A 25109-nucleotide genomic window follows, 5' to 3' on the forward strand; every position below is an offset into this window, starting at 1 on the left:
GAATTCAGTGCTGCACCCGCACGGCCAAGTAGTAGTCGTGCTGCCGGGTGTTGTCGACGGTGTAGCCGACCGCCTTCGAAGCGGCCTCATGATCGGAACTCAACCAGCGCTCGGTGTGTTGGCGCTCGAACTCGGCCCACGATGCCACAGTGAATCTCTCCAGCAAGATCTGGGGGCTCTTGGCGCTGCGGTACAGCTGCCAACTGTGGCCACCGGTACGCAGGCGTGACCGCCTGACGGCGCTCATCGCCTCGATGAAGCCGTCGAGGTTCTCGGCCGACACGCGATATCGCACGGTCACCAGCACCGGTCCGTCGTGGGGGCTCGGCTCGAACACGAGCATCGGCGACGTCCAGCACGTCGAGATGTCGCGACTCAGCAGCCCGGTTGACGCCCGCAGCGGAAGCACGGCGACGCTGAGGGCCGCGACGCCCAGCAGGATCGCCGAGCAATTCAACGCGACCTCGAGACCCGCCCGTGTGGCGACGACGCCCCAGAAGTACGAGCCGATCGCCATCGACCCCGTGAAAACCAGCAGATATACCGACAACCCGCGGGCCCGGACCCATTGCGGGAGGTGCAGTTGCGCCGCGGCGTTCAAGGTCGACAACGTGATCAGCCACGCCATCCCGGCCAGCACCAACACCGGCATCGCCGCCGCGAACGGCAGCCACGCCACCGCCGCAACCGCGAGACCGTAGACCGCGGCGCACAGCGCCAACAGCACGTTGGCCGAGGCCTTCCGGCGCAGCGGTGTGGCGACCGCGACGGCGAGCGTCGCGCCGAGACCGATGGCCCCCAGCGTCAGCCCGTAGCCGCCGGCTCCCAGGTGCCAGCGGTGGTGAGCGGACACGGGCAACAGCGCCAGCAGCGCCGAGGCGGGAAACAGAAAAAGGGCCGCGCGCAACAGGATCCTGAGAAAAATCGGGCTGTGCACCACATATTGCAATCCGGCGCCGATCGCTTGGCCGATGCGCTCCCGCTCGATCGGCGCGAGTTGCTTGGGGCGTTTCCAGTCACGCAGGACGACGATGATGCCGACGAACGAAATCGCGTTGATCGCAAAGACCGCGGCGGGGCCGGCCAGCGCCACGGCGATGCCGCCGATCGCTGGTCCCACCGCCTGGCCGACGTTCACCGAGACGCTGGACAGGGTGGCGGCGGCCGGTATCTGCTCGCGCGGGACGACCTCCGGCTGAATCGCCTGCCAGGCCGGTGCGGTCAGCGCCGAAGCGCACCCGATGGCCACCGTGAACAGCAACAGCGCCGTCGGGTTGAGGTGTCCGGCGTAGGTGAGCGCCGCCAGGGCCAGCGCCACCACCACCGCGTACGACTGCAGAAAGATCAGCAGCCGCCGCCGGTCGAACAGGTCGGCGAGCACTCCGGCGAACAGTCCCAGCAACAGCGTCGGCCCGAGGCTGGCCGTCTGGACCAGCGACACGATGGCGGCACTGCCGTGCGCCTCGATCAAGAACCATTGGGCCGCCACGCTTTGCATCCACGTCCCGACGTTCGAGACGAACTGCGCGATGAACAGGTTGCGGTACAGGGGATTGCGCAACGGTGTGGGCGCGGGTTGCCCCCCGCCGGCACGCTCCTTGACCTGAGTCACGGTCGAACCGATTGACGACGGCCCGTCGCTTCCGCGGCAACGCCTTGCGCCTCGTGCACGACTGAAAAGTCTAGGACACGCGTTCTCGCCGCAGCATCCGACAGGCGGCTAGAAATTGAGCCCGGAGAACATCACCCGGCCGGGGTCGTACTTCTGCCGCACGGCGCTCAGCCGGGACAGATTCGGACCGAAGTAGCGCGCGGGCGGCTGGTTGGCCTCGATGTAGTTCACGTACCCGCCGACCGAATACGGTTGCACCGCTTGGTGTGCGGTGGTGAGCCAGTTGGCCGCCGCCGAAGGGTCGCCGGTTTCGACGTACCACTGCACCAGCGAGGACTGCCGGCGCCACGGAAACGCCGTGGCCCCCGGCGCCACGGCCGCCAGCGCCCCGTCGAGGGCGTGCATGATCGCCAACATGCGCCCCGCGCCGCGGGGGAAGGCGTCGACCGCGGCGGCGATGCCCTGGGCCGCGGCGGGGGTGAGCGTCGTGAACACGTCGGATCCGCCGACGTACCCGAGCGGCGCCGGGTTGAGGTTCCCGACGGCCAGGTACCGCACCAGGTCCAGGTAATTGAACGTGTGGTTGTCGGTCCCGGTCGGTTGCAGCCCGACGGCGGACGCGATCGCGCTCGCCACGCTGCCGCCCGACCCGGCCGGGCACGTCGCCATGATCCGGCAGTGTGTGCCCATCGCGTCGACGGTGGCGTCGGCCAGTGCCCAGCTGTTCCGGTCGGCGGTGCGCAGCCAGCTCTGCCAACCGAGCAAGACCTGCGCGAACGACTGCGGCGGGAAGTTGATGTTCACCACATCGACGTCACTGGTCGGGAACGTGGCGAAGGTCAGCGAGGTCGTCACGCCGAAGTTGCCGCCACCGCCGCCGCGCAGCGCCCAGAACAAGTCGGGGTTGCTGGCGGCCGACGCGGTGACCGCCTGGCCGCCGGGCAGCACCACCGACGCCGACGTCAACTGGTCGCACAGCAGGCCCGCGTGCCGGGACTGGGCGCCCAGCCCGCCGCCCAGGGCGTGGCCCGCGGCGCCCACCGACGGGCACGTGCCCGTCGGGATGCCCCGGCCGGCCGCGGCGAGAGTCTGGTGCATCGCGTAGAGACTGGTTGCGGGCGTCACCGTGACCTGCCCTGTGGCGGCGTCGTAGTTGATGTCGCCGGGCAGTTGCCGCAGATCGAACACCAGGGCGCCGTTGGCCGTGGACGCGCCGATGTAAGAATGCCCGCCGCTGCGCGGCGCGACCTTGACGTTGTTGGCAGCGGCGAACGCCATCGCCTTCTGCACGTCCGCCGCCGACGTGGGCGTGACGATCGCGGCCGGCGTGGAACCGTTGTAGTTGGTGTTGAAAACCTGCTTGGCCGAGCCGAATTGAGGGCTGCCCGGCAATAGCACCTTGCCGCCCAGGGCGGTGGACAGGCCGTCCCAGCCGGACGCGGCCGGAGCGGCGGTGGCCCGTACCGAGCCGAGTCGGCCCGATCCGAAAACCGCGCCGGCGGCCAACGCGCCCGCGGCGCCGCGCAAGAACGCCTGGCGGGAGATCTCACGCACCAACGTAGGGCTCCCGCGATTGCGTCATGCCCGCATTGTCGACCACGAAAAGCGCGGTGCCGCGCGACCTGTCGCGGGGTGGCTGAAACGTGCCCGAACCGTTACCCGGGTACGGCTCCGCCCTTACCGGCCGCTGAGTGTAAGCGTGCCTTCGGTTTTGAGCACCCTGCTGGCGGTGATCCGTTCGGCCTTGCGGGCCTCGCGCTCGAGGTAGCGCTGCTTGGATTCGTCGAATTTGTCGCTGGCCATTTCGAGTTCCTTGATCAGCACGGCAAGGTCGTCGCGCATCCGGGCGGCCTCGCCGGTGAAGTCCTCGCGTTCGAAGATGCGCCACTTCTTCAGCACCGGCATGACGACCTCGTCGAGATGGATGCGCGGGTCGTAGACGCCGCCGACCGCGATGATCACCGCCTTGCGCCGAAATTCGGGCACCGTGAAGCCGGGCATCTTGAAATTGCGCAGGATGCGGTGCACCGATCGCATCGCCTGGTTGGGCGCGATGTCGAGGCCCGCGGCGCTGACATCGCGGTAGAAGATCATGTGCAGGTTCTCGTCGTGCGACACGCGGGCCATCAACTGTTCCGCGATGCTGTCATCAGCGGCCCTGCCGGTGTTGCGGTGCGCGACCCGGGTCGCCAATTCCTGGAACGACACGTACATGACCGAGTCGAAGAGGCTGTCAGCGAACATGTCGCCCTGGTGGTTCTGACCCGGGCTGAAGCCACGGGTCATTTGCTCCATGCGCAGCTTCTCCAACTCGACCGGGTCCACCGCCCGGGTGACCACCAGGTAGTCGCGCAGCGCCGTGCTGTGCCGGTTCTCCTCGGCGGTCCACCGATTCACCCACTGGCCCCACGGGCCGTCCATGGTGAAGTTCATCGCGATCTCGCGGTGGTACGACGGCAGGTTGTCCTCGGTCAACAGGTTCTGCACCATAGCGACCTGCGCCACGTCGGACAGCCGACTCTGCTCGGGCTCCCAATCCTGGCCGTCCAGCGCGTAGAAGTTCTTGCCGTCCGACCAGGGGATGTAGTCGTGCGGGTTCCATTCCTTGAACAGCGAGAGGTGGCGGTTGAGCAATTGCTCGACCACCGGCTCCAGCTCGCGGAGTAGCTGCAGGTTCGTCAAGCCCTCTGACACGTGGACCTCCCAGTTATCTGTGTCGACGAGTACCTGTTTCAGGCAGTTACATCAAGATGACACGCCGGGAACCGGGCGACTAGGGCCAAAAGTCCCTACGGTTGGCGCCACGACGGGCGCACTTCTTCACACCGGCGTCGATCTCGACGAAAGACCACTCGAGCGCTATTGCCGCGCGATCAGGTAGGGCGCGAGGGTGGACAGCTTTTCGCAGGTCTCCTCGAATTCCCGCTCGGGTTGGGATTCTTCGATGATCCCGGCACCGGCGCGCAACCACGTCGTCCCGTCGCTTTCGTAGGCCGCCCGCAGCGTCAGTGCGGCGTCCAGGCCGCCGTTGGCCAAAAGCATGACGACCGCACCGGAATACAGCCCGCGCGGGCCATCGTCGAGGCGCAGGATGGCCTCGACGGCGGCCGCCTTCGGGATGCCCGACGCCGTGACCGCCGGGAAGAGCGCCTCCAACGCGTCCATCCGGTCGCTCGACGGGTCCAGCCGCGCGCTGACCGTGGAACCGAGATGCTGCACGCTGCCGCGCTCTCGCACCGTCATGAAGTCGGTGACCACCGCGGTGCCCGGTTCGGCGATCTCGACCATCTCCCGCAGCGAGCTGCGCACCGAAATGGCATGCTCGACAATCTCTTTGGAATTCGACTCCAGGTCGTCGCGGGCCTGACGATCGCGCGCCGCACCGCGCCCGAGAGCGCGCGTGCCGGCCAGCGGCTCGGTCACCACGGCGCCGTCACGGTGAACGGCCGCCACAAGTTCGGGGCTGTAGCCGACGGCGCGAATCCCGCCCAGCCGCAACAGAAACGACCGCACCGGGGTGTTGTGCGGCCGGCCCCGCCGATAGGTCGACGGGAAGTCGAGCGCGAAAGGGACTTGGACGCAACGGGACAGGATCACCTTGTGGTAGCGGCCCGTGGCGATCTCGCGAACGGCCGCGGCCACCCGCCCGCGGTATCCGGACGGGTCGGCGGTCACGTCGACCGCGCGGGCGTCGGGCACCCCGGGCAGGCCGTCGGTCAACAATCGGCGTACCGCCTCGAGCTGGGCGGCTTCGGCGCCCTGCACGCGCACCGCCTCTGGGGTCACCACGATGCGGGTCCGAGGCCAAAACACCCGCGCCAACGGGGTTCGCGGAGCCAGTCGCTCCTGGAGCCCGTGGCGGTAGACGCCGAGTTCGAAGGCGATCCAGCCGAAGAGCTGATCGGTTTCGAGCAGCAGCCGGTCGATGGCTTCGCCCAGGGCCGGGCCCGGCCGTCCGGACCACTGTTGCCGCTGGACGACGCCGTCCCGGATCACCCGCAGTTCGTCGCTGTCCAGCTCGATCATCGCCCGCACGCCGCTGGCCAGCACCCATTGCCCGTCGTGCTCGTACAGCAGGTACTCCTCGCCGCGCCGCTCGGGCAGCGCGGCGGCCAGCTCGGCCGCCAGGTCGGCGGGATGGACGTCGGGCGGCAAGGGAATGTGCGGTGACGTGGAGCCGGCGGAACTGGCCTCGACGCTGACCTCGGTCACGGTTAGTAAATGTAGCCTAACCTATCTAGGCGGGCGCAACCCCGCCCCGCCCGCGCGTCGGAGACACCCGCCGTCTGCCACACCCGCCCGGGCAACGCCCCCTACAGCAAATCCCCAGAAAAGTCACAGAGGATTCACGTCAAGCGCCGTTTATGCCCCCGACCAGCGGCGCTGTGACCACCGGCTTTGGGAAATTTAGCTATTGCGATACGGCTGTGTAAAACATCGGCTTTTCACGCTGTGTCCGAGTGGCGGACCCCTACCCGCGGGGTTAAATTTTGCACCGGTTTCGGGAAGTCGTGTTGCCCCGGTGTTGCGAACGGTGCTTCCCCAGTCACTGCTTCAAAAAGAGAGGCACCCATGCTGCAAGAGTTCTGGCACAACTTCACCCACAATCTGTTCAAGCCACTTCTGCTGTTCTTCTACTTCGGGTTCCTGATCCCGATCCTGAAGGTGCGCTTCGAGTTCCCGTACGTGATCTATCAGGGCCTGACGATGTACCTGCTGCTGGCCATCGGCTGGCACGGCGGCGAAGAGCTCGCCAAGATCAACGCCTCCAGCATCGGGGTCATCGTCGGCTTCATGCTGCTGGGCTTCCTGCTCAACTTTGTGATCGGTGCCGTCGCCTACGTGCTGATGGGGTGGTTGACCTCGCTGAGACGGGTCGATCGGGCCACGGTCGCGGGTTATTACGGATCCGACTCGGCCGGCACGTTCGCCACCTGCGTGGCCGTCCTGGCCGCCGTCGGCATCTCGTTCAACCCGTACATGCCGGTGATGCTGGCCGTCATGGAGATTCCCGGCTGCCTGGTCGCGCTCTACTTCGTTGCGCTGCTGCGCCACCGGAACATGGACGCCGCCGGGAACATGCCCGACGAGCCCGGGTACACGCCGCCGGTCAAGGTCGGCATCGGGCCGGGCACGGCGGCAAAGCCGCCGCACGGCCAGAGCCTGGAGGCCGAGCACGACCGGGGCGTCGAGCAGGAGCTGGAGCTGGCGATGGAAAAGTTGGAGCACCCGAACTGGGAGCCCGACCAGACTCCGCCGATCGGCAAGGCCAAGCGGATGCCGATGTTCTCCCGTGAGCTGCTGCAGGAAGTGTTCCTCAACCCCGGGCTCGTTCTTCTGTTCGGCGGCATCATGATCGGCCTCATCAGTGGGCTGCAGGGACAGAAGGTCGTGGCCGACGACGACAAGTTCTTCGTGTTGGCTTTCCAGGGCGTGCTGTGCCTCTTCCTGCTCGAGATGGGCATGACGGCGTCCCGCAAGTTGCGTGACTTGCGGTCGGCCGGTCCCGGCTTCATCGCATTCGGCTTGATCGCGCCGAATATCTTTGCGCCGCTGGGCATCATCGTCGCCCACATCTACGCGTCGGCCACCCACGCCGATTTCAAGCCGGGAACCTACGTGCTGTTCGCGGTGCTGTGTGGCGCGGCGTCGTACATCGCCGTCCCGGCGGTCCAGCGGCTGGCCATCCCCGAGGCCAGTCCCACTTTGCCGCTGGCCGCGTCCCTCGGCTTGACGTTCTCCTACAACGTCACCATCGGAATCCCGCTCTACATCGAGATCAACCGCCTGGTCGCGCACTGGTTCTAGCGCCGGTCCTTTCGTGCCCGATCGCCGTCCTGCGCCTGACGCCGGACGGTGATCGGGCACGAACCAGCGTTGTTAATTGTTCGTAAAGACGGCATGACTCCGTTGACGCAGGCCGCGTGAGTCTTCATATTTCTATTGATGTTCTGGGACGCTCCGCGTCAGTTGCCGCTTCTCGCATCGCCGGACTGAATCGCACGGAGGCGCCACAATGTTGCAGGAGTTCTGGCAGAACTTCACGCACAATCTCTTCAAGCCCCTGCTGCTTTTCTTCTACTTCGGATTCCTGATCCCGATCCTCAAAGTGCGGTTTGAGTTCCCTTACGTGATCTATCAGGGCCTGACCATGTACCTGCTGGTGTCGATCGGCTGGCAGGGGGGCGAAGAACTCGCCAAGATCCAACCGGCCGACATCGACAACATCGCCGGCTTCGCCGTCATGGGCTTCGTCCTGAACTTCGCCATCGGCTGCCTGGCCTACGTGTTGTTGAAGTACATGACCGCTATGCGCCGCGTTGACCGAGCGACGGTCGCGGGGTACTACGGGTCGGATTCGGCGGGAACCTTCGCTACCTGCGTGGCCGTCTTGGCGGGCGCGGGCATGGCCTTCAACGCCTATATGCCGGTTCTGCTGGCCGTCATGGAGATTCCCGGTTGCCTGGTGGCGCTTTACCTGGTGGCGCGGTTGCGTCATCGAGGACTCACCGAATCGGGGTACATGCCCGGCGAGCCCGGCTACGTCGCACCGAGCAAGGTCGCGAGTGGTCCCGGGACCGCTACGCGCCCCCCGCAGGGTCGGAGTCTCGAGAGCGAGGGCGAACGCGGGGTCGAGCAGGAACTCGAATTCTCGATGGAAAAGCTGGAACATCCGAACTGGGAGCCCGATCAAAGCCCGGCCCGCGGGAGGGCCAAGAGGATGCCCATCTTCTCCCGCGAGATCTTAAAGGAAGTGTTCCTCAATCCCGGGCTCATCCTGCTCATCGGCGGCATCGTCATCGGCTTCATCAGCGCGCTGCAGGGACAGAAGGTCGTCCACGACCAGAACGAGCTCTTCGTCGCGGCGTTTCAGGGCGTGCTCTGCCTGTTCCTGCTGGAGATGGGCATGACAGCGTCGCGAAAGTTGCACGACCTCAAGCTCGCCGGGCGCGGCTTCATCCTCTTCGGCCTGCTGGCGCCCAACTTGTTTGCGGCGCTGGGCATTCTGGCCGCCTACACCTACGCGGAGCTGACCCACACCCACTTCCAGCCGGGCACCTACGTGCTGTTCGCGGTGCTGTGCGGTGCGGCGTCCTACATCACGGTGCCGGCGGTGCAGCGGCTGGCGATCCCCGAGGCCAGCCCGACGCTGCCGCTGGCCGCGTCGCTGGGTTTGACGTTCTCGTACAACGTCACCATCGGCATCCCGCTCTACATCGAGTTCAATCGCCTGGTCGCGCACTGGTTCCCGGGCGCCTGACAAACGCGTATCGGGATTCGCCCGACATCGAGATCGTCCGCATGGCCATGCGCCGTCTGCGATCTCGTGAAACGGCGCCGCCCGAGCAACCCGCGCGCCGGGGTAGGAAGTCCGGACAGCCTCCACGCCAACGACTTTCACTTCCGGGCCACCCGGCGCTTCAGCCGGCGGCTTGGCGTACTACCCGCCACAGCACCCATTGGTGCTTGGAAGTTTCCGTTCGCCCGGCCGCGCGTTGTCAATTGCCCGTAAACGCGGCGTCAAATATTCGTAAAGACCTGTTCACTGCCGTTCGCGCGCGCGGGGAAGGGAGGAAACTGCATGAGTTCCACATGAATTCGACTCACACCTGTTCGAGCCGTTGTCGAGAGGGCGCTCACCGTGCTACAGAACACATCCGTTCCGGCAACCGTTCCGGCCGAAAAGCCCCGCAATGGCCTGGCCGGTCTCAAACACTGGCGCTACGACCTTCGCTCGGGTTTTACGGTGGCCATGATCTCGCTGCCGTTCTCGATGGGAATCGCCATTACCTCGGGTGCGCCGCCGATCTGCGGCATCATGTCGGCGATCATTGCCGGCTTCGTCCTGCCGTTCGTGGGCGGCTCGTATGTGACCATCAGCGGCCCGGCCGCGGGACTGGCACCGGCCCTGTTCGCCGGCATGATCGCACTGGGACACGCCCGCCTGGGCCATGGCGGCTCTACGGCGCAGTTGCTCGCCGTGGGATACCCGCTGGTGTTGGTCGCCATCGCCATCGCGGGCGTATTCCAAGTGGTCCTTGCCAAGTTGAAGGTGGCGCGGCTGAGCGCCATCTTCCCGGCCGCGGCCATTCACGGCATGCTGGCCGCGATCGGCCTGATGATCATCGTCAAGCAGATTCCCCTCTTCATGGGCGTGAAGTTCGAGGCTCACGAATTCTGGGCGGTTCTGGGCGAAGTGCCCAGCCATGTCCACACGATGAGTCCCAAGGTCTGCGCCCTCGGGATCGGCTGCCTGGCGGCGCTGTTCGCGCTCGCGGCGGTGCCCTGGCGGCTCCTGAAGATCATGCCGCCCCCGGTCTGGGTGTTCTTGGGCGGCACGTTGGTCAGCACATTGATCCTGAAGGTGGACAAGTCCCACCTGATCAACATCCCCGACTCGCTCGAGCACGGGATCGTCTTCCCCCAATTCGGTGAGGCATTCACCGATGCCGCGGTGTGGCTGCCCCTGGCCTACCTGGTTATCACCCTGCTTTTGATCGACGCGACCGAGTCCCTGGCGACGATCGCGGCCGTGGACAACATCGACCCCTATCGCCGCCGATCCGACCCGGACAAGACCTTGCTGGCCATGGGCATGTCCAACGGCGCCTCCAGCATGCTCGGCGGCTTGACCATCATCCCCGGCATGGTCAAGAGCACGGCGAATGTCATGGCGGGCGGCCGGACCCAGTGGGCCAACTTCTACAACGCCTGCTTCCTGCTGACGTTCGTGCTTGTCGGCCGGTACGTGATCGACTTGGTCCCGATGGCCGTCCTGGGCGCCATCCTGGTATTCATCGGCTACAAGCTGTGTAAGCCCGCGCTCTGGGTCAAGATCGCGCGGATCGGGACGGCGCAGTTCGTCGTATTCGCAACCACATTGCTCGTGACCGTGACGACGGACCTGCTCGTCGGCATCGTCGCCGGCGTCGTCCTGGAGTTGCTGTTGAACCTGTGGTACGTGGGCCTCTGGCACACCCTGAGCAACTCGGAATTCGACAGGCCGAATTTCGTCGCTCGCTTCCTCAGCCTCTTCCGCAATCCGGTGTCCCAGCGGGAAGTCGACGGCGCCACTTACCACCTGTACTTGGATGGCCCGCTGGTGTGTTTCAACCTGTTCCACGTGATTCGGGAGCTGAGGCAGCTTCCGGACGGCACCCGAACGGTCTATCTCCACTTGAGCTCACGGGTGCCGCTTGTCGATCACACGACGGGTGAGTCCCTCCGTTATTACCTGGAAGAATTCAGCGGCCAGGACGAGAGTCCGAGGCTGTTGATCGAGGGGTGGGACCACATGCGGCCCCTCTCCAAACATGAGACGAGCACGCGGATCGCGATCGCCGCCGTCGGGAAAGGGGCCGCCACGGATCGGGCCCAACCTGAATTGAGGATCGCCATAGCCACCGTCGAGAAGGTGGCCTCCGCGGATCGAGCCGAGCACGAATTGCGGGTCGCTCAGACCACCGATTGACGCCCGACGCCTACCCCAGCAGCGTGCGCACCACCCCGTCGGCCAGCAGGCGGCCGCGCGGGGTGAGCACCAGCCGGTCACCGTCGGCGACCAGCAACCCGTCCGCCACCGCGGTCTCGGCGCGTTGACGCTCGTCGGCGCCCAGTCGGTCCAACGGAAGCCCTTGCCGCAAACGGATTTTCAGCAACACCTCCTCGGTGTGCGACGCCTCGCCATCCAGCCGCTCGAAACCCGAGACCGGCAGCGTGCCCGCGGTCAGCGCGTCCGCATAGGCGTTGGGGTGCTTGACGTTCCACCAGCGCGTCGCGCCGACATATCCGTGGGCGCCCGGCCCGGCACCCCACCACTCGCCGCCGTCCCAGTAGCCGAGGTTGTGCCGGCACTCGCCACCGGGCCGGCACCAGTTGGACACCTCGTACCAACCCAGGCCGGCCGCGGACAGCCGGGCATCGACCAATTCGTAGCGGTGCGCCAGCACGTCGTCGTCGGGAGCGGCCAGCTCCCCGCGCCGAACCCGCCGCGCCAGCGCCGTGCCCTCCTCCACCACCAGGGCGTAGGCGGACACATGGTCGACGCCGGTGTCGACGGCGGTGTCGACGGAGCGCAGCAGGTCGTCGTCGGACTCCCCCGGCGTCCCGTAGATCAGATCGAGGCTGACGTGTTCGAAGCCCTCGGCCAACGCCTCGCGGGCCGCGGCCGCCGACCGGTTCGGCGTGTGTATCCGGTCGAGGACGCCGAGCACGGTCGGTGACACCGACTGCATGCCCAGCGACACCCGGGTGTAGCCGGCGGCGCGGGTCGCCGCGAAGAAGTCCGGCCACGCCGACTCGGGATTGGCCTCGGTGGTGATCTCGGCGTCGGGGGCGAGGACGAAGTGGTCGCGCACCATGCCCAGCAGCCGGGCCACCCGCTCACCACCCAGCAGCGACGGCGTCCCTCCCCCGACGAACACCGTGCTCACCGTCGGTCCGTCCAAGCGGGCGGCCGCCAGCCCCAGCTCCGTCCCCAGCGCCTCCAGCCAGGCGTCCGGGTTGACGCCACCCAGTTCGGCCGGGGTGTAGGTGTTGAAGTCGCAATAGCCGCACCGCGTGAAGCAGAACGGGACGTGGACGTACAACCCGAACGGCCGGCCGGGAATCGGCTGCAGGGCGGGCAGCTCGGCGGGGGCCTCGCGAAGTGGCATGCCAAATACTCCCACGGCGGCCGGGGCGAGGCGTGCGGCGTCGACGCCGACAAGCGCATCGGCGCAGGTCATGCGCCACACGGTGCTCAGCGGATTCTCCGCTTTCGCTGACCGAACGTCCAGGTTCGCCGCCTAGTTTGGGTCAGCGTGAGGAAAAATATGACCTGATCGCAACCCCCCTCCCGGGCCATGGCAGAATGGCAGCCGTGACCGCCAACCGCAGCTTGCGCATCGCCCTCGTGGCGCGGCGGCACATTGATCTCAAGCGTGTCTGCAGCTGTTGTTGTTGCTGTCTGCCTTGATGCCGTAGACCCGCCCCACCTGTAACTCAGCTGGCTGCCGGATCTGCGCAGCCGAAATAAATGCGGTGTGCTGCGCGTCCAAGCCTGCGATGTTCGCGAAGGAGATCCGATGACGACAGCACCTCCCGCAAAGTCCCGCAACGAGGGCCAGTGGGCGCTGGGAAATCGCGAGGCCCTCAACCCCAACGAAGAGATGAAGCAGGCCGGAGCCCCGCTCGAGGTCCGGGATCGCATCGAAAACGTCTATGCACAGGGCGGATTCGACAGCATCGACAAGAGCGACCTGCGTGGCCGCTTCCGTTGGTGGGGCCTGTACACCCAGCGCGAACAGGGTTACGACGGGTCGTTCACCGGCGACGAGAACGCCGAGTTGCTCGAGGCCAAGTACTTCATGATGCGCGTGCGCTGCGACGGCGGCGCGCTGTCGACCGCCGCGCTGCGCACGGTCGGCCAGATCTCGACCGAATTCGGCCGCGACACCGCCGACATCTCCGACCGGCAGAACGTGCAGATGCACTGGATCGAGGTGGAGAACGTTCCCGAGATCTGGCGGCGGCTCGACGAGGTCGGGCTGCAGACCGCCGAGGCGTGTGGCGACTGCCCGCGGGTGATCCTGGGCTCACCGGTGGCCGGCGAATCGCTCGACGAGGTGCTCGACCCCACCTGGGCCATCGAGGAGATCGTGCGTCGCTACATCGGCAAGCCGGACTTCGCCGACCTACCGCGCAAGTACAAGACCGCCATCTCGGGCCTGCAGGACGTCGCGCACGAGATCAACGACATCGCCTTCATCGGCGTCAACCACCCCGAGCACGGTCCCGGCCTGGACCTCTGGGTCGGCGGAGGCCTGTCCACCAACCCGATGCTGGCCCAGCGCGTCGGCGCCTGGGTGCCGCTGGACGAGGTGCCCGAGGTGTGGGCCGCGGTGACCTCGATTTTCCGCGACTACGGCTACCGGCGGCTGCGGTCAAAGGCGCGGCTGAAGTTCCTGATCAAGGACTGGGGCGTGGAAAAGTTCCGCGAGGTTCTCGAAACCGAGTACCTCAAGCGGCCGTTGATCGACGGACCGGCCCCCGAGCCGGTCAAGCATCCGATCGATCACGTCGGGGTGCAGCGGCTCAAGAACGGGCTCAACGCCGTCGGTGTCGCGCCGATCGCCGGGCGGGTGTCCGGCACCATCCTGTCGACGGTGGCCGACCTGGCCGAGGCCGCCGGTTCGAACCGGGTCCGGTTCACGCCGTACCAGAAGCTCATCATCCTCGACGTGCCCGACGAGCAGCTCGACGAGCTGATCGCCGGGGTGGAGGCGCTGGGCCTGCAGGCGCGCCCGTCGCAGTGGCGCCGAAACCTCATGGCGTGCACCGGGATCGAGTTCTGTAAGTTGTCCTTCGCCGAAACACGGGGCAGGGCACAGGAACTGGTGCCCGAGCTGGAGCGCCGGCTCGAGGACCTCAACTCGCGGCTGGACGTGCCGATCACGGTCAACATCAACGGCTGCCCCAATTCGTGTGCGCGAATCCAGGTCGCCGACATCGGGTTCAAGGGCCAGATGGTCGACGACGGTCACGGCGGCTCGGTCGAGGGCTTTCAGGTGCATTTGGGCGGAAGCCTCGGCCTGGACAGCGGTTTCGGCCGAAAACTACGTCAGCACAAGGTCACCAGCGACGAGCTGGGCGACTACATCGATCGGGTAGTACGCAACTTCATCAAGCACCGGAGCGACGGCGAACGATTCGCGCAGTGGGTCGTTCGCGCCGAGGAAGGCGACTTGCGATGAGCATAGAAACCACCAGCCCCACCGAGGCCGACCTGCGCGAGCTGGCCGCCCGTGGTGCCGCGGAACTCGAGGGCGCCAGCGCCACCGACCTGCTGCGCTGGACCGACGAGAACTTCGGCGGGGTGAACGGGCCGCGCGCGTGGGCGACATGCAATTACGTGGTGGCGTCCAGCATGCAGGAGGCGGTGCTGATCGACCTGGCCGCCAAGGTGCGGCCGGGTGTGCCGGTGATGTTCCTGGACACCGGCTACCACTTCGTGGAGACCATCGGCACCCGGGACGCGATCGAGTCCGTCTACGACATCCGGGTGGTCAACGTCACGCCGGAGCACACGGTTGCCGAGCAGGACCGGCTGATGGGCAAGGACCTGTTCGCGCGCGACCCCGGCGAGTGCTGCCGGCTGCGGAAGGTCGCCCCCCTGGGCAAGGCGCTGCGCGGCTACTCGGCGTGGGTCACCGGGCTGCGCCGCAGCGACTCACCGACGCGCGCCAACGCCCCGCTGGTCAGCTTCGACGAGGGCTACAAGCTGGTGAAGATCAACCCGCTGGCGGCGTGGACCGACGAAGACATGCAGAACTACATCGACGAGCACGATGTGCTGGTAAATCCCCTTGTCTACGACGGGTATCCGTCGATCGGTTGCGCACCCTGCACGGCCAAGCCGGCCGAGGGCGCCGACCCGCGCAGCGGGCGCTGGCAGGGGCACGCCAAAACGGAATGCGGGTTGCACGCGTCGTGACCACGCTGCGCCGGCGACGATGCAGAGGGAAGCGATGAGGAGCGGCGCGATGACCCTCGTGCTGACCGCGCACGGAAGCCAGGATCCGCGGTCGGCGGCCAACGCGTGGGCCGTCGCCGACGAGCTGAAGCGGCTGCGGCCAGGCCTGGACGTGCGGCCGGCGTTCTGCGAGCTGAACGCGCCGGGCCTGGCCGAGGTGCTGGGCGAGTGCCGCGACGCGGTCGTCACCCCGCTGCTCTTGGCGAACGCCTATCACGCGCGCGTCGACATCCCCCGCCAGATCGCCGGCTCCGGTGCCGATGCGCTGCAAGCCGACGTCCTCGGCGAGGATCCACGGCTGATTTCGCTGCTGCGGCAGCGGGTTACGGCCTGTGGTGTCTCCCGGCTCGATGACCGGGTCGGCGTGCTCGTGGCCGCGATCGGTTCATCCGACCCGCGTGCCAACGCGCGCACTCGGCAGGTGGCACCCCGGCTGCTGGCCGGGACGAGCTGGGCGGGCGCGACAACCGGGTTCGTGACCCGCCCGGAACCGTCGCTGGCCGAGGCTGCCGGCCGGTTGCGCCGCCAGGGCGCGCGGCGGGTGGTCATCGCGCCGTGGTTCCTGGCGCCGGGCAAGCTGCCCGACCGGGTGCGTGATTTCGCGGACGGGGCCGGCATCGAGCTGGCGGAACCCCTGGGCGCGCACCGACTGGTCGCCGAGACGGTGCTGGATCGCTTCGACCGGGCGCTGACGTCTTCGGCCGGCCGGATTGCCGCCTGAGTTTGTTGGGGCGTCGACGTATTCGAGCATGGGTTCGAGTTCGCGTGAGAGATTGCGGCGGTCCTCGGACGCGCTCGACGCTGACATCCCACCGGTTGTAGATCATCCGGGTATATTCTCGAACTTGGCCGAATTGTCTTGTACACCAGTGCAAGTGACAGTGCACGCCTAATTCGGTTGTCGCGCTGAGACCTCGATGTCGTTCAAGAACCTCAACAGAATTTCGTTGATGTCGTCGGGCTTCTCTTCGGGTGGGGTGTGACCGACGCCAGGCATCGTGATGATCTCCCGCATGTTGGGGAAGTTGACGGTCAAAGACTCGAATGCGGGTCCTTGGCGATCGATACCGAATAGAGGCTTCAACGACGGATCGCGTTCGCCGGTGAGAAACAAGGCCGGCAGCTTGACCGTTGCACCGTCGAGGAATGATGTGACTTCCCAGCCGCGATCTATCGCGGCGTACCACTTGTTGGCAGGCCCTATTCCGTTGCGGCTGAACTCATTGACGTAGTAGTCAAGCGCCTGCCGGCTCAGATACGACGGCAAAGTCTGCGGGACAGTGAAGGTGTCGAAGAACTTCTCATCCTTCGTCCACATCGAACGCCACTGCTCATCGTCTGGGCAGCAGCCCGATGTGGAGTAGAAGATGCCTAGCAGAAAACTGCGCAGGTCGCGCATGATTTCCTGTGCGATTTCCGGGCGGCCCAGGTACTCCTGGTAGAAATCGAGACCCTTTTGGTCAAGAGCGGCCCGCATGGTCGCCAGGGGCGGGACAGGGCCGCGCGCCTGGGGCGGCGAGCACATCATCAGCACGCCACGAAACAGGTCCGGTCGCATCAGGACGGCGTTAAAGACCACCGGCGAACCCCAGTCCTGTCCGACCAGCACCGCCGATTTCTCGCCCAACGCGCTCATCAACCCGACCACGTCACCCACAAGATGGGTGATGTCGTAGGCCGCAACGGCGTCGGGCGCTTCTGTTTGACCGTAGCCGCGTTGATCAGGCGCGACGACGCGGTACCCCGACGCCGCCACCGCCCGGATTTGATTCCGCCACAAGTACCAGAGGAATGGATATCCATGAAGCAACAGCACCAAGGGGCCGTGGCCCTCGTCCACATAATGCATGCGGATGCCGTTGACATCGGCAAAGCAGTGATTGAAACTCTGGGGATCGTCCGGTGCTACTGCGGGAGCACCGCGACCCGTCGATGTGTCCTCGCTCACACCGAAATCATCCTCCCTCTGAACGGTCACCGCACCGCTGGCTGAGTCAATCCGCCCGGTCTCATGCCCCGCCCTGCACCGCCGCATACGACAAAGCTCCAGCACAGGGAACCGCAGCCGGCCCACGGATCGAGCCCCGCCCGGGGTGCGCCGTGCCCGGGGCGGGCGTTGCGAGGTGCACCGTGTCGAGTACTGGGCCACCACCGGCCAAATCGACGTCAACAAACTCACCCTGGCCTGCGACGCCGATCACCCCTCGTCGAACACGGCGGTTGGACCACGCGCACACGCAAAGACGGCACCACCGAATGGATCCCACCAACGCACCTCGAGCATGGCCAGCCCAGAACCAACACCTTCCACCACCCCGAAGAACTCCTGGCCGACGGACAGACGACGCAGGCGACGACCCTTGGCCGAGCGCCGAAATGCCGCGCACCCTGCCCGATCGGTCCAGTACACTTCGTGGCTTGAACAGGCCCCCAGTTCACGCGCTGCTGGCCACTCTGGTGCTGTGGCTGGCCGCATGCGGCGGCAGCCACGGGCCCGCGCCTCTCGCGGCGGGTCCGTGCGAGATCGTGCCCAACGGCACGCCTGTTCCCGAGACACCACCGGGCTCAACGTCTTCGGTGCGGAACACCGCGGCCAGCCCCGAGGCCGCGACCGGGTACCGCAGCGACATGACCGTGGTGCGCACGGCCCACTACGCGGTGGCCACCGCCAATCCCCTGTCCACGCGGGCGGCCTGCCGGGTGCTGCGCGACGGCGGGACGGCAGCCGACGCGATGGTGGTGGCCCAGGCGGTGCTGGGTTTGGTCGAACCGCAGTCGTCCGGGCTGGGCGGCGGCGGGTTCGCTGTCTATTACGACGCGGGCACCGGCTCGGTACAGGCCTACGACGGCCGCGAAACCGCACCCGCGGCCGCCACCGAGAACTACCTGCGCTGGATCAGCGACGGCGACCGCGCCGCACCCGTCCCCGACGCGCGCGCCTCCGGCCGATCGATCGGGGTGCCGGGCATTCCGCGGATGCTCGAACTCGTGCACAACGACCACGGGCGCCTGCCCTGGCGCGATCTGTTCAGCCCCGCAATAGCATTGGCCGACAACGGTTTCGACATCAGCCCGCGGCTGGCCGCCGCGATCGCCGACTCCGCGGCGCAACTGCGGGTGGATCCGCAGGCGCGCGCATACTTCCTTAACCCCGACGGCACCCCGAAGGCCGTGGGCACCCGGCTGACGAACCCGGCGTACTCAAAGACGCTGTCCGCCATCGCCTCCGCCGGCGTCCACGCCTTCTATACCGGCGACATCGCCCACGACATGGTCGCCGAAGCCGTCGATACCGCCGGTGGGCGCACCCCCAGCCTGATGACCGCCGCGGACCTGGCCGGCTACGTGGCCAAGAAACGCGACCCGCTGTGCGCGTCGTATCGCGGCCGGCAGGTCTGCGGCATGCCCACCCCGTCGTCGGGCGGCGTCGCGGTGGCGGCCACGCTGGGAATCCTCGAGCATTTCCCGATGGGAAACTACCCGCCCACCAACGTCGACCTCAACGGCGGCCGCCCCAGTGTGCTCGGCGTTCACCTGGTCTCCGAGGCCGAGCGACTGGCCTATGCCGACCGCGACAAGTACGTCGCCGACGCCGATTTCGTCGGGCTGCCCGGCGGCTCCCTCGCCACGCTGATCGACCCGGGGTACCTCGCCGGGCGCGCCGCGCTGATCTCGCTTCAGCGCAGCATGGGAACCGCCAAGCCGGGGGACTTCGGCGCGCCCGGCGGCGTCGCATCCCCCGGCACAGAACACGGCACCAGCCACGTCAGCATCGTCGATTCCTACGGCAACGCCGCCGCGTTCACCACAACCGTCGAGTCGGCGTTCGGCTCGTTCCACCTGGTCGACGGGTTCGTCCTCAACAACCAGCTCACCGACTTCGCCGCCGACCCGCGCGCGCCCGACGGGTCGCCGGTGGCCAACCGCGTCCAGCCCGGCAAACGGCCGCGAAGCTCGATGGCGCCGACGCTGGTGTTCGATCCCGCGCCGGCGGGGCGGGGCGCGCTGTACGCGGTGACAGGCTCACCAGGCGGCTCCACGATCATCCAGTTTGTCGTGAAAACCCTTGTGGCAATGCTGGATTGGGGCCTGAACCCGCAGCAGGCGGTGTCGCTGGTCGATTTCGGCGCGGACAACTCACCGCTTACCAACGTCGGCGGCGAGGATCCCGAGATCAACCGGTCCGACGACGGCGACCACGACCCGCTGGTGGCCGGGCTGCGTGCGCTGGGGCACCGGGTGAGCCTGACCGATCAGTCGAGCGGGCTTTCGGCCATCACGCACGGCCCGACGGGGTGGACCGGCGGCGCCGACCCCCGCCGCGAGGGCGCCGTCATGGGCGACACCGGATGACTCACGCCGACGTCAAGGTGCTCCGGTCGGTGTCGGCGCCCCCGGCGACCCCCGAAGCGGCGATGTCGCTGGGCAGGGGCGGGACGCGGGTGGCTCGCACGTAGACGGTGTCACCGTCCCGCAATGCCAGCGCTTCGGCGTCCCCGCGGGTGATCTGCGCGGTGAAGGCCCCACCGGTGGCCGCGCTGGTCATCTCCACGCGCACCTCGAAACCGAGCGCGACCACCCGGTCGACCTTGGCGCGCACCACCCCGATCGATTCCGCGGTGCCGTCCCCGCCGGCGACGGCCATGTCGGGCTTGCGGCCGACGCGGATGTCGTGCGGACGCACCAACGCGCCGTTGAGTTCGGAGACCGCGCCCAGAAACGACATCACGAACGCGCTCGCCGGCGAGTCGTAGACCTCGGTGGGCGATCCGACCTGCTCGATGCGACCCTTGTTCAGCACCGCGATCCGGTCGGCCACGTCGAGCGCCTCGGCCTGGTCGTGGGTGACCAGCACCGTGGTGACGTGCACCTCGTCGTGCAGGCGCCGCAGCCACGCCCGCAGGTCCTCGCGCACCTTGGCGTCCAGCGCCCCGAACGGCTCGTCGAGCAACAGCACCTGCGGGTCGACGGCCAGCGCCCGGGCCAGCGCCATGCGCTGCCGCTGGCCGCCGGAGAGCTGGTTGGGATAGCGGGTCTGAAAGCCGCTGAGCCCCACCACCTCGAGCAGGTTGTCGACCTTCTCCTTGATCTCCGCCTTGGGGCGCTTGCGGATTCGCAGCCCGTACGCCACGTTGTCCCGAACGGTCAGGTGCTTGAACGCCGCGTAGTGCTGAAACACGAAGCCGATGCCGCGGCGCTGCGGCGGCACCCCGGTGACGTCGCGACCGTTGATCGTGACGGTCCCGCTGTCTGGCTGGTCCAGGCCGGCGATGGCCCGCAGCAGCGTCGACTTGCCCGAACCGCTGGGCCCCAGCAGCGCCGTCAGCGAGCCCTTCGGCACCACGAAGTCCACATGGTCCAGCGCGACGAAGTCGCCGTACGCCTTGTACGCGTCGCGCACGATGATCGCGTCGCCACCGCGCTCGGGCGGGTTGTCGGTCATCACGAGTCTCCTTGTCGCGCTTACCTGGTCGCTCGTGCCCGGCGGACGTCGAGAACCAGCTGGAAGATCAGGACCAGCACGGCCACCCCCATCAGCAGTGTCGACAGCGCGTACGCGCCGTATTCGGCCCCGCGGTTGTACCGGTCCGCGACGAGCAATGTCAGGGTCTGCGATCGGCCCGGCAGGTTGGACGACACGATGATCACCGCACCGAATTCGCCGAGCGTGCGCGCGACGGTCAGCACGATGCCGTAGGTCAGACCCCACCGGATCGACGGCAACGTGATCCGCCAAAACGTCTGCCACCAGCTCGAACCCAGGGTGGCCGCCGCCTCCTCCTGGTCGGTTCCCAGCTCGTGCAGCACCGGCTCCACCTCGCGCACCACGAATGGCAGGGTGACGAAGATGCTGGCCAGCACGATCCCGGGCAGCCCGAAGATGATCTTGAGCCCGAGGTCGCGTTCGACGAATCCGAAGGCGCCGGCGGCCCCCCACAGCAGGATCAGCGCCACGCCCACGATGACGGGTGACACCGCGAACGGCAGATCGATGACGGCCTGCAGCACCCCCTTGCCGCGAAACCGGTTGCGCGCCAGCACCAGTGCGGTCGGAATGCCGAACACCACGTTGAGCGGCACCACGATCGCCACCACCAGCAGCGTCAGGTTCAGCGCCGATATCGCGGCCGGCGTGCTCACCCAGTCGAAGAACTGGCCGACGCCGGGCCGGAACGTCCGCCACAGAATCAACGACACGGGAACGACGAGCAACACGAAGATGTAGGCGAGCGCCACGAATCGGATCAGGTAGCGAACCCTGGGCGAGGACGTCATGCGGCCAGCTCCTGACGCTTGGCCGCACGCCCGCCCACGATCCGCAAGACGAGCAGCACGACGAAAGAAATAGCCAGCAGCACAATCGATATCGCGGCGGCGCCGGTGCGGTCGTCGTTCTCGATCAGCGTCCGTATCCACTGCGAGGACACCTCGGTCTTGCCCGGGACGGCGCCACCGATCAGCACGACCGACCCGAACTCGCCGATCGCGCGCGAGAACGCCAGCCCCGCACCCGATAGCAGGGCGGGCGTGAGGGAGGGCAACACGATCGAGGTGAAGATCTTGGGGCCGTTGGCGCCCAGCGACGCCGCCGCCTCCTCGGTCTCCCGGTCGATCTCCAGCAGCACCGGTTGAACGGCGCGCACCACAAAGGGCAGCGTGACGAAGGCCAGCGCCACCGCCACCCCCCACGCGGTGTGCTGCAGGTGCAGGCCGACCGGGCTGTTGTTGCCGTACAGGGCCAGCATCACCAGGCTGGCCACGATGGTCGGCAGCGCGAACGGCAGGTCGATGATGGCGTCGACGAGCCGCTTGCCGAAGAAGTCGTCGCGCACCAGCACCCATGCGATCAGCAGGCCGAAGATCAGGTTCATCACCGTCACCCCGGCCGAGATGGTCAGCGTCACCCGGAACGACTCCAGCGCGGCGTTGGACGTGACCGTGATCCAGAAGGCGTGCCAGCCGCCCGCCGCGGCCTGCCACGCGATGGCGGCCAGCGGCAGCAGCACGATCACCGAAAGCCACAGCGTCGCAACGCCGACGCGCAGCGACGTGGTTGCGGGTCCGCGGGCACGTTGCGGGCGGGACGGCGCGGGCGCGGCGGGGCCGGGGGTCACCAGGGCCGTCATCCGGTGGCCTGCGTGTAGATCTTGGTGATGCTGCCGGTGTTCTTGTCGAAAAGCTGCGGATCCGTTGTCCCCCAACCGCCGAGGTCCGCGATCGTCCACAGCTTCGCCGGCGCCGGGTACTGGTTGCGGAAGTCGGCGGCGACGGCCGGATCGACCGGGCGGAAGCCCGCCTGCGCCCACAACCGTTGCGCCGCGGCGGTGTACTGGAAGTTCTTGAAGGCGACGGCGGCGTTCAGGTGGGAGCTGGTGGTCACCACCGCCACCGGGTTCTCGATCTTGAAGGTCTGCGGCGGGTTGATGTGCTCGACGGGCTTGCCGGCCCGCTCGGTGGCGATCGCCTCGTTCTCGTAGCTCAGCAGCACGTCGCCGCTGCCCTGGACGAAGACGTCGGTGGCTTCCCGTCCCGATCCGGGCCGCAGCTTGACGTGTTCGCTCACCAGCTTGCGGATGAAGTCGATGCCGGCCTGGCCGTTGGTGCCGCCCTCGCTCTTCACGGCGTAGGGGGCAAGCAAATTCCACTTGGCCGACCCCGAACTCAACGGGCTGGGCGTGATGACCCCGACACCGGGCCGCAACAGGTCGTCCCAGTCTTTGATGTTCTTCGGATTGCCCTTGCGCACCACCAGCGTCACCACCGACCCGAAAGGGATTCCCTTGGTGGCGTCGGTGTTCCAGTCCTTGGAAACCTTGCCGGCCTTGACCAGCCGGGTGATGTCGGGTTCGACCGAGAAGTTGACGAGATCAGCCGGCTTGCCCTCGGCCACGCCCCGTGACTGGTCGCCGGAAGCGCCGTACGACGCGATCACCTGGATGCCCTTGCCCTCGTCGGAGGCGTTGAAGGCGGGAATCACCTTGCTCCAGCCGGGTTCTGGGGCGGAATAGGCGACCAGCGTGATGCTGGTGTGCGCATTGCCCGGCCCGCTGCCCCCCACGACGTCGCTGGGGCCGCCCGCGCAGGCGGCGACGACACCGGCGATCAACGCGAGCGCCCCGGCGCACCGGGCAACCCGCCGGCGCGGGGCGCTGGCGATGTCGTTGAGCATTGGTGGCCTTTCGGTGCGCGGACTTAGCGGTTGGCGTCCCGTTGCGGCGGAAAGGGGTTGAGCAATGCAGGCGAGTTCACGACTCAGGACCAGACCGCACACGGGTTTGGGAGTCAGCGACAACAGTGCGCGAGGACGGCGCATGCGAAAACGCCGGATGCCACGTGCATGTCGCGAAGCCTAACAGGATTCGCTGGGCCCGTCTTCTCAGTGCGTCACCAGCCACGCGACGATCACCAGCACGACGAGCGCGATCAGAATCAAGGTCACGTGTGACCGGGGCATGCGCTTACCCGGAGGCCCCGTCGGCGCGCCGGATGCGCCGCATCAACTTGATGCCGCGTCCGAGCAGGGCGTCGAGCAGGGTCGCCGCGCCGTAGGCCACCCCCAGGACGATGGGCATCACGATCAGGGCCTGCAGCGCGAACGGCAGGCCGGAAAGCCACAGCTCGTTGCCGTCCCACCAGTTCAGGAACGCGCTCATCGGGCTCAGCCTATTCGCACCGGCACGTTCAAACCAATGTGCCAGGATCGGGCGGTGAGTCCCGAGCCTTTCCCGCCAGCCGGATCGGCCGCGGCCGAGGCGACGACCGTCCTGGTCGCCGGTGGCGGACCGGCGGGCATGATCCTCGGCCTGCTCCTGGCGCGGGCCGGCGTAAAAGTCACGGTGATGGAAAAACACGCCGATTTCCTGCGTGATTTCCGCGGCGACACCGTGCACGCGAGCACGTTGCGGCTGCTCGACGAACTCGGTTTGGGCCCGCGGTTCGCCCGGCTTCCGCACCGCCTGGTCGACAGCGTCCGGATGGAGATCCAGAACACACCGGTGAGCCTCGACCTCACCCGGCTGCCGGGCGCCCACCAGCACATCGCCCTGGTGCCGCAGTGGGACTTCCTCGAGATGGTGGCCGCCGCCGCCGAGGCCGAACCGAGCTTCCGGTTGTTGCGCAGCACCGAGGTCACCGGCGTGCTCCGCGACGGCAAGCGGATCGTCGGTGTCACCTACCGCGACCAGACGGGCGAAACCGGGGAAATGCGCGCCGTCTTGACCGTGGCGTGCGACGGCCGCTCGTCGACGGTGCGCGATGCCGTGGGGCTGACACCGCGTAGTTTCGGCGCGCCCATGGACGTGTGGTGGTTCCGGTTGCCGCGCCGGCCCGACGATCCGAGCGGACTGGCCGGCGTGCTGCGCTCCGGGCACGCGACGATAACGATCGACCGCGGCGACTACTACCAGATCGCCTACATCATCCCGAAGGGCACCGACGCCGCGCTGCGAGCCGAGGGCATCAAGGCGCTGCACCGGGCGTTGATCGGCATGGTGCCCTGGCTGGCCGACCGCGTCGACACCTTGACGTCCTTCGACGACGTGAAACTCCTTGATGTGCAGCTCAACCGGCTGCGCCGGTGGTATTCGGACGGGGTGCTGCTGATCGGCGATGCGGCGCATGCCATGTCGCCGGTCGGTGGCGTCGGCATCAACCTGGCGGTGGCCGACGCGGTGGCCGCGGCCCGCATCCTGGCCCACCCATTGCGGCAAGGGCGCGTGTCCACCCGGCAGCTGGCGCGGGTGCAGGCGCGGCGCTGGTTGCCGACGGCGATCCTGCAAGCGGCACAACGCATGATCCACGCCAACGTCATCGCGGTCGCGGTGTCCGGCGGTGCCGCGGCGGCCCCCCGAGCCGTGCGCGTGGTGAGCCGGACGGTGGCCTTGCGGCGGTTCATCGGCTACCTGGTGGCGATCGGCCCGCTGCCCGAGCACGTGCCCCACTACGCCAGGCGCACCGGCTAAAACCCGACATCCGGTGCGAACA

19 protein-coding genes are annotated in these 25109 nt (G+C 67.4%); 8 read left to right on the plus strand and 11 right to left on the minus strand.

Annotated elements, in window-relative coordinates; genetic code table 11:
- Positions 1–4 precede the first annotated feature (4 nt).
- The 4 genes from A5705_RS13515 to A5705_RS13530 all read right to left on the minus strand — a co-directional run bounded on the left by A5705_RS13515 (position 5) and on the right by A5705_RS13530 (position 5824).
- Positions 5–1612 carry an MFS transporter gene (locus A5705_RS13515; protein ID WP_068278110.1) on the minus strand — a complete coding sequence of 536 codons (1608 nt, stop codon included), beginning with the start codon at positions 1610–1612 and terminating at the stop codon, positions 5–7.
- A 108-nt stretch (positions 1613–1720) separates the two neighbouring features.
- A complete protein-coding gene (locus A5705_RS13520) occupies positions 1721–3169 on the minus strand; it encodes an FAD-binding oxidoreductase (RefSeq protein WP_067876537.1) in 1449 nt (482 codons plus the stop codon).
- A 120-nt stretch (positions 3170–3289) separates the two neighbouring features.
- Entirely contained in the window at positions 3290–4306 is a 1017-nt protein-coding gene (locus A5705_RS13525) for an acyl-ACP desaturase (protein WP_068278113.1), read from the minus strand.
- Between the two features lie 165 nt (positions 4307–4471).
- Positions 4472–5824 (minus strand): salicylate synthase, encoded by a 1353-nt coding sequence (locus A5705_RS13530; RefSeq protein ID WP_068278115.1) that lies wholly within the window; start codon positions 5822–5824, stop codon positions 4472–4474.
- A gap of 360 nt (positions 5825–6184) precedes the next feature.
- Here A5705_RS13530 and A5705_RS13535 point away from each other — a divergent pair, with 360 nt between their 5' ends.
- The 3 genes from A5705_RS13535 to A5705_RS13545 all read left to right on the plus strand — a co-directional run bounded on the left by A5705_RS13535 (position 6185) and on the right by A5705_RS13545 (position 11084).
- Complete coding sequence (locus A5705_RS13535) at positions 6185–7420, plus strand: sodium-dependent bicarbonate transport family permease (RefSeq protein WP_068278117.1); 1236 nt, start codon at positions 6185–6187, stop codon at positions 7418–7420.
- 208 nt (positions 7421–7628) lie between these two features.
- Positions 7629–8873 (plus strand): sodium-dependent bicarbonate transport family permease, encoded by a 1245-nt coding sequence (locus tag A5705_RS13540; protein WP_067876521.1) that lies wholly within the window; start codon positions 7629–7631, stop codon positions 8871–8873.
- 381 nt (positions 8874–9254) lie between these two features.
- Complete coding sequence (locus A5705_RS13545; RefSeq protein ID WP_231982434.1) at positions 9255–11084, plus strand: SulP family inorganic anion transporter; 1830 nt, start codon at positions 9255–9257, stop codon at positions 11082–11084.
- A 10-nt stretch (positions 11085–11094) separates the two neighbouring features.
- On the opposite strand, the gene hemW is transcribed toward A5705_RS13545, so the two are convergent.
- Positions 11095–12267: a radical SAM family heme chaperone HemW gene (hemW, locus tag A5705_RS13550; RefSeq protein WP_067876666.1), complete on the minus strand. Its 1173-nt coding sequence runs from the start codon at positions 12265–12267 to the stop codon at positions 11095–11097.
- A gap of 411 nt (positions 12268–12678) precedes the next feature.
- Between hemW and A5705_RS13555 the strand changes: the two genes are divergently transcribed.
- From A5705_RS13555 to A5705_RS13565, 3 genes are read left to right on the plus strand one after another with little or no spacing between them, the layout of a single operon-like run.
- Positions 12679–14346: a nitrite/sulfite reductase gene (locus tag A5705_RS13555; RefSeq protein ID WP_067876514.1), complete on the plus strand. Its 1668-nt coding sequence runs from the start codon at positions 12679–12681 to the stop codon at positions 14344–14346.
- Positions 14343–15086 carry a phosphoadenylyl-sulfate reductase gene (locus A5705_RS13560; protein WP_067876510.1) on the plus strand — a complete coding sequence of 248 codons (744 nt, stop codon included), beginning with the start codon at positions 14343–14345 and terminating at the stop codon, positions 15084–15086. Before A5705_RS13555 ends, A5705_RS13560 begins: the two co-directional genes overlap by 4 nt.
- Before the next feature lie 19 nt (positions 15087–15105).
- Positions 15106–15846 carry a sirohydrochlorin chelatase gene (locus tag A5705_RS13565; RefSeq protein WP_082956465.1) on the plus strand — a complete coding sequence of 247 codons (741 nt, stop codon included), beginning with the start codon at positions 15106–15108 and terminating at the stop codon, positions 15844–15846.
- A gap of 168 nt (positions 15847–16014) precedes the next feature.
- Here A5705_RS13565 and A5705_RS13570 read toward each other — a convergent pair whose 3' ends face one another.
- On the minus strand, positions 16015–17073 hold the full coding sequence (locus tag A5705_RS13570) for an alpha/beta fold hydrolase (protein WP_197521270.1): 1059 nt from the start codon (positions 17071–17073) through the stop codon (positions 16015–16017).
- A 470-nt stretch (positions 17074–17543) separates the two neighbouring features.
- Here A5705_RS13570 and A5705_RS13575 point away from each other — a divergent pair, with 470 nt between their 5' ends.
- Entirely contained in the window at positions 17544–19478 is a 1935-nt protein-coding gene (locus tag A5705_RS13575) for a gamma-glutamyltransferase family protein (RefSeq protein WP_231982435.1), read from the plus strand.
- Between the two features lies 1 nt (position 19479).
- Here the strand turns inward: A5705_RS13575 and A5705_RS13580 are convergent, their stop codons facing one another.
- The 5 genes from A5705_RS13580 to A5705_RS13600 form a co-directional block, all read right to left on the minus strand.
- Positions 19480–20568 (minus strand): sulfate/molybdate ABC transporter ATP-binding protein, encoded by a 1089-nt coding sequence (locus A5705_RS13580; RefSeq protein WP_067876498.1) that lies wholly within the window; start codon positions 20566–20568, stop codon positions 19480–19482.
- A 20-nt stretch (positions 20569–20588) separates the two neighbouring features.
- Complete coding sequence (gene cysW / locus A5705_RS13585) at positions 20589–21401, minus strand: sulfate ABC transporter permease subunit CysW (protein WP_067876496.1); 813 nt, start codon at positions 21399–21401, stop codon at positions 20589–20591.
- Positions 21398–22252, minus strand: coding sequence for a sulfate ABC transporter permease subunit CysT (cysT, locus tag A5705_RS13590; RefSeq protein WP_068278123.1), 855 nt, complete (start codon positions 22250–22252; stop codon positions 21398–21400). Before cysT ends, cysW begins: the two co-directional genes overlap by 4 nt.
- Positions 22249–23295, minus strand: coding sequence for an extracellular solute-binding protein (locus A5705_RS13595; RefSeq protein WP_082956468.1), 1047 nt, complete (start codon positions 23293–23295; stop codon positions 22249–22251). The genes cysT and A5705_RS13595 overlap by 4 nt, the downstream gene beginning before the upstream one ends.
- A gap of 289 nt (positions 23296–23584) precedes the next feature.
- Entirely contained in the window at positions 23585–23779 is a 195-nt protein-coding gene (locus A5705_RS13600; RefSeq protein ID WP_068278126.1) for a hypothetical protein, read from the minus strand.
- 54 nt (positions 23780–23833) lie between these two features.
- Here A5705_RS13600 and A5705_RS13605 point away from each other — a divergent pair, with 54 nt between their 5' ends.
- Positions 23834–25087, plus strand: a complete 1254-nt coding sequence (locus tag A5705_RS13605) for an FAD-dependent oxidoreductase (RefSeq protein WP_255381174.1) — start codon at positions 23834–23836, stop codon at positions 25085–25087.
- The last annotated feature ends 22 nt before the right edge of the window (positions 25088–25109 follow it).

It is taken from the genome of Mycobacterium sp. E787 (genome assembly GCF_001668725.1).
Classification (GTDB): domain Bacteria; phylum Actinomycetota; class Actinomycetes; order Mycobacteriales; family Mycobacteriaceae; genus Mycobacterium.